We start from the raw sequence: 1,168 nt of genomic DNA, 5'->3' as shown, positions 1-1,168 counted from the left end.
GGGATGAGGCCCACGAACACCAAGCCCATGACGATGGTCAGCACTCCCCCGGCCCTGCAGCGCCAGGCCCGGTTCAGTCCGCGCCAGCTGACCACGGTCGCCGGGGCGCCGGTGCTGGGCGCGGTGTTCGCGTTGGGCTGGACGCCGTGCCTGGGGCCGACGCTGGCCGGCGTGATCACCGTCGCCTCGGCGACCGACGGCGCGAGTGTGGCCCGCGGCATCGTGCTGGTGATCGCCTACTGCCTGGGTCTGGGCATCCCGTTCGTACTGCTGGCATTCGGCTCGGCCGGCGCGGTGGGGGGGCTGGGATGGCTGCGCCGGCACGCCCGGGCCATCCAGATCTTCGGCGGCATTCTGCTGGTCGCGGTTGGCGCGCTGCTGGTCACCGGGGTGGAGCGCAGGCTGCGGACGTGCTCGATCATCCGCGGGGTGAGGCAGCCGACCAGCGATACGAACAGCAGCACGTAGATGGCGGTGAACCAGAAGCTGGAGAACACGTTGAAGGCCTGCACCCGATCCAGCCACGGTCCGATCACCGGGTGGGCCTTGAGGTAGTCGTCGACCTTGGCGGTATTGAGGCTGCGCTGCGGCAGCAAGGCCCCCGGAATCGCGCCGAGCGCGAGCAGGAACAACAGCACCAGCGCGGTGCCCATCGAGGTCAGCGCGCGCCAGGTGTTACGGCTCTTTTGAACAAGCCCTGCGAGGAATTGCCTCAGATCGGCAACCTCACGTCGGACACGAGCGCGTCGCGCAGCCACGCGATGAAGTCGTTCCAGACCCCGGTGACCAGCAGCGCGCCAACCGCGACCAGCAGAATGCCGCCGAAGATCTGGATGGCCCGGGCGTGCCGGCGCAGCCATCCCAGCCCCCCCACCGCGCCGGCCGAGCCGAATGCCAGCAGTACGAACGGGATGCCCAGACCCAGGCAGTAGGCGATCACCAGCACGATGCCGCGGGCCACACTCGCGCCGTCGGTCGCCGAGGCGACGGTGATCACGCCGGCCAGCGTCGGCCCCAGGCACGGCGTCCAGCCCAACGCGAACACCGCGCCCAGCACCGGCGCCCCGGCGACCGTGGTCAGCTGGCGCGGACTGAACCGGGCCTGGCGCTGCAGGGCCGGGGGAGTGCTGACCATCGTCATGGGCTTGGTGTTCGTGGGCCTCATCCC

General features: G+C 70.5%; 2 protein-coding genes and 1 pseudogene. 1 reads left to right on the top strand and 2 read right to left on the bottom strand.

Features of this window, described 5'->3' with window-relative positions; all coding sequences use genetic code 11:
- The coding region (locus tag A5652_RS14885; RefSeq protein ID WP_232001198.1) for a cytochrome c biogenesis CcdA family protein at positions 1-468 on the top strand (468 nt) is incomplete at its 5' end.
- On the opposite strand, the pseudogene A5652_RS26790 reads toward A5652_RS14885, so the two are convergent.
- Positions 405-653: pseudogene (locus tag A5652_RS26790) on the bottom strand (cytochrome c biogenesis protein ResB); the annotation flags it as partial. The gene A5652_RS14885 and the pseudogene A5652_RS26790 sit on opposite strands and share 64 nt — an antisense overlap.
- A 59-nt stretch (positions 654-712) precedes the next feature.
- A partial coding sequence (locus tag A5652_RS14880) for a cytochrome c biogenesis CcdA family protein (RefSeq protein WP_197513963.1) occupies positions 713-1,168 on the bottom strand: 456 nt, incomplete at its 5' end.

Source organism: Mycobacterium sp. 1165178.9 (genome assembly GCF_001673555.1).
Lineage (GTDB): Bacteria > Actinomycetota > Actinomycetes > Mycobacteriales > Mycobacteriaceae > Mycobacterium.
This window is presented reverse-complemented; position numbering and strand designations above follow the sequence as displayed.